Genomic DNA, 3,693 nt, shown 5'->3' with positions numbered 1-3,693 from the left:
CTTTTCTACCGCGCCCATATCCGCGAAACCGTGCCACAGTGCCGAAGCCATCATTTTCCCCTTCGAATACAAACGATGCTGGTGCGCAAACGATGTGCTGCGACTATATCCACTCCCGAAATCGAGGTCCGAGCACTGTTGCCCGGCGATGGGTTTTACGCCGAAAGCACGTAATCTAGGACCATGACTTTTGCCGACAATCTCGCTGCCCTGCCCGCCATCGATCACCTCGCCGCCATCAACGTGCTCGACGCGGACGGCACCGTCATCGACACCGTCGAGAACAAGCCCGGCAAATCCGGTTCGGTGAAGGTCTACAACCATGTGGCGCAGGTCTACGGCGCGATCACCGCGGAAGCGGCAGAGACCGCACTGGCCATCTTCGCCGAACATACCGAGGACGCACGCGCAAACCCGGGCAAGCACCCCAACATCGATCGCCTCGACCAGGTTCTTGCTACCGGCAACACCCTCGGACTGCAGGAAGTTCCCGTGCAGCAGTAACCGTGGATCGTCACGACGACATTGTCGATCGAGTGTGGAGGACAGCGAATGATTGCATCCAGCACTTCGGAGGATTGGCCCGCCCTACGAGTGGACGATTGGGCTGATACCCGCAGCACCCTGCACATGTGGGTGCAGATCATCGGCAAGATCAGGCTCGCATGTTCCCCACTCGTCAATCACTGGTGGCAGGTAACCCTGTATGTCACGCCCCGAGGACTGACAACCTCATCCATCCCGTACGGCGGCCGCGTTTTCGACATCGAGTTCGACTTCTGCGATCACCGACTACGAATCCGCGACAGTTCTGGAGCGTCACACGGATTCTCACTCGAACCTCAATCCGTCGCAACGTTCTATGCACGCACGATGGAAGCGCTTCGAGCCCTGGGCATTTCGGTCGACATTCAACCAACACCGAATGAAGTCGATCCGGCTGTTCCGTTCCCTGACGATCACGTGCACTGCGCCTACGACGCCCAAGCAGTCCACCTGTTCTGGCGGCAACTGGTTCAAGCGGACCGCGTCATCGCAGCCTTCCGGGCAGAGTTCATTGGCAAGGTATCTCCAGTGCATTTCTTCTGGGGAGCGATGGACCTCGCCTGTACCCGATTCTCCGGACGCACCGCGCCACCTCATCCGGGAGGAGCCCCCAACTGCGGCGACTGGGTGATGGTGGAGGGATATTCCCACGAGCTGAGCAGCTGCGGCTTCTGGCCAGGCGGTGGCGACGAAGGTGCGTTCTATTCGTACTGCTACCCCGCGCCCGATGGGTTCAAGGATTTCCGGGTTGAACCGTCGGAAGCCTTTTACAGCGACGACTTCGGCCAATTTCTGCTGCCGTATGAAGCCGTCCGTACCTCTTCCGACCCGGACGCGACACTCCGGGCGTTCTTGAAAACCACGTACAGCGCTGCTGCCGAGTTGGGGCGCTGGAACAGGGCAGCGTTGGAGTGCGACCCGAATCGTTGGGCATCTCGGTGATAGGTCCGATCGACGTGAATCCGGCCCAGGCATCACAACCACATCGTCTGGTTCAGGGCTGCATATCGCGGGTAATGCCACATCATGGATATACGACGCGCAACCGTCATCGCTGGCGTATCTCTGACCGCACTCGTCGCCGCCGGATGCGGTAGCAACAATTCGTCGACGACCGAGACCGTCACCATCGAAACGCCTCCCGTGTCTCGCGAAACGACCAACACCGGTATGCCGATGCCCGGAATGAATGGCGATGCCTTTCAGACGCCCGGAACCAGCAGCGGTGAGGTCAATGCCTTTACCTACGACGCCGCCGCGGTCCCCGTTGGTTCGTCCGTGGACATCGAATCCGACGAGAACGACGGCCGCACGACCGTCACTTTCAGCGCACAGGGGCTCGCACCCAACCGAGACTTCGGCGTTCACGTCCATACGCGGCCTTGCGGACCGAAACCGTCGGATGCAGGACCGCACTATCAAAACAATGTCGATCCAGCGGCCACGCCGGAAACTCCGTCGTCGGATCCCGCCTACGCCAATCCCCAGAATGAAGTCTGGCTCGATGTCACCACGGACGCAGCCGGCAACGCACAGGCCTCGACCACCGTCGACTGGGAGTTCCGCGAAGATCAAGCTCAATCTGTGGTACTTCACGCGCAACACACCATGACCGAGCCCGGCAAGGCAGGCATGGCCGGCGATCGTCTGGCCTGCATTGACGAGGACTTTTGAGTAGCCGAGGGCACAGCCTGGGCACCAGGAGCGAATGGGAGTGATGTCGATGAGTACGGGCAAAAGGGCTTTTCTGACGACCCGACTGGATGAATTGGTTTTGGACTTGGAAGCAGACGCCCCATCGCACCCTCCGCAGGATCCACCGGGCGCACCGACGGGTCCACTGGTCACAGCGCAACGCCACCGAGCGGAGGTCGACACTGCCGACGACCACAGGGTCGAGGAGATCCTGCGCGCACACCCCGAGATCGCCCGCGCTTGGTCGAACCGGTGAGTGGTAGCCGGAGCCGATGATAGACGGGCACCCGACCACCTGGACCGAATTATTCGGTGAGACTTGAAGTTTCGACCTAAAAACCGAATACAACAAATGGCGGCACGGAATCGAGGCCTTCGCCAGCTCAGGCGTCCTCGAGCCCTACGCCCGGAGCATCGGCTTCACCGCTTCTGCGAAAGTGAGCTTGCAGGCGTGTGGGGTCAACAGCACTGCGGGGAGAACAGGTTCGTTCTGGCGTACTGCACGAACATTTTCTGGCAGAAAGGATGTCGAAAGTAGGTTTGCCTGGGCCTAGCGAGGGCATTCCACCTTCACCTATCTGACGGATGTGGTGATTGCAATGAGGATCATTGTGTTGATCGTCCTGGTATGGCTGATCGTCGGCGCAGTCGCGGCGGGTCAGCGTGGTTACTTCAGCAACAGTTCCGAGACCAGCTGCGCGAGTGCCGGAACGATCGCGGTCACCGTGATCGCAGGACCGTTGAACTATTTCGGGGTCAATCCGAAGATATCGAGTTGCACGCTGCCCCAACCGAGTTAGTGACCACAAACTTAATGCCGGGCGCGGGGCACAACCACTCCCCCGCGAGGGGGCGGAGCCCAATCTGCGGCGGCGGCAACGGATCAGGTATCGGATCCGGTTCAGGAATGGGTTCGGGCGGAAATGGCGGCGGGACAGGGGGTTCCGGCACAGGACCCGGCTCCGGCGGAAACGGTGGCGGAACGGGCGGAGTCGGAGGTACCGGCGGTTGGGACACCGGGTCATGGCCTGTCGCGAAGTCCGATATCAAGATTCTCATCTGCACTACCTCCTCGAGCAATCGAGGTCGAAATTCCGATCGCAGTATCAACGGTCCCTGATATTCCGCATACCCAATCAACTGACAAAATCTCGACCCGACAGTCCCACGCGTCGAACTACCGAACAAACCGCCACCGGCATCCGGTTTGACACTCATCGCCACCGGTCACGCCCGTACAGGACAGAAAGCTGCTCATACCCGAGAGACTCCCACACCCCGACGACACACTCGGTACACGCCGACAACAGGAACTCGCTAACCCCGCACTCACAGACGAGGCTTGCGCTCGGCACTCAGGTCATCCTCGATCCTCACATGGCCTATTGGGATATACGGGGACTGCCCCCACTTCGGTTGACTTGTGGGGTTGATAGTTTCAGGCCGCGTATG

5 protein-coding genes are annotated in these 3,693 nt (G+C 60.1%); all 5 read left to right on the top strand.

The window, feature by feature from the left end:
* Positions 1-183: 183 nt before the first annotated feature.
* A complete protein-coding gene (locus tag QM600_RS29160) occupies positions 184-504 on the top strand; it encodes a DUF2322 family protein (protein ID WP_283265241.1) in 321 nt (106 codons plus the stop codon).
* Between the two features lie 48 nt (positions 505-552).
* Positions 553-1,488 (top strand): DUF5996 family protein, encoded by a 936-nt coding sequence (locus QM600_RS29155; RefSeq protein WP_283265240.1) that lies wholly within the window; start codon positions 553-555, stop codon positions 1,486-1,488.
* A gap of 84 nt (positions 1,489-1,572) precedes the next feature.
* Positions 1,573-2,220, top strand: a complete 648-nt coding sequence (locus tag QM600_RS29150; RefSeq protein WP_283265238.1) for a superoxide dismutase family protein — start codon at positions 1,573-1,575, stop codon at positions 2,218-2,220.
* 49 nt (positions 2,221-2,269) lie between these two features.
* Positions 2,270-2,497 (top strand): hypothetical protein, encoded by a 228-nt coding sequence (locus tag QM600_RS29145; protein WP_283265237.1) that lies wholly within the window; start codon positions 2,270-2,272, stop codon positions 2,495-2,497.
* Positions 2,498-2,828: 331 nt separating this feature from the next.
* Positions 2,829-3,041: a hypothetical protein gene (locus tag QM600_RS29140; protein WP_502943134.1), complete on the top strand. Its 213-nt coding sequence runs from the start codon at positions 2,829-2,831 to the stop codon at positions 3,039-3,041.
* Positions 3,042-3,693 lie beyond the last annotated feature (652 nt).

Source organism: Rhodococcus sp. IEGM 1379 (assembly GCF_030056815.1).
Classification (GTDB): Bacteria; Actinomycetota; Actinomycetes; order Mycobacteriales; family Mycobacteriaceae; genus Rhodococcus_F.
This window is presented reverse-complemented; position numbering and strand designations above follow the sequence as displayed.

Bases quoted from the DNA above. Each gene is read 5' to 3' on its own strand.
- QM600_RS29145 (WP_283265237.1), top strand. From the start codon at position 2,270: ATGAGTACGGGCAAAAGGGCTTTTCTGACGACCCGACTGGATGAATTG.
- QM600_RS29155 (WP_283265240.1), top strand. From the start codon at position 553: ATGATTGCATCCAGCACTTCGGAGGATTGGCCCGCCCTACGAGTGGAC.
- QM600_RS29150 (WP_283265238.1), top strand. From the start codon at position 1,573: ATGGATATACGACGCGCAACCGTCATCGCTGGCGTATCTCTGACCGCA.
- QM600_RS29160 (WP_283265241.1), top strand. From the start codon at position 184: ATGACTTTTGCCGACAATCTCGCTGCCCTGCCCGCCATCGATCACCTC.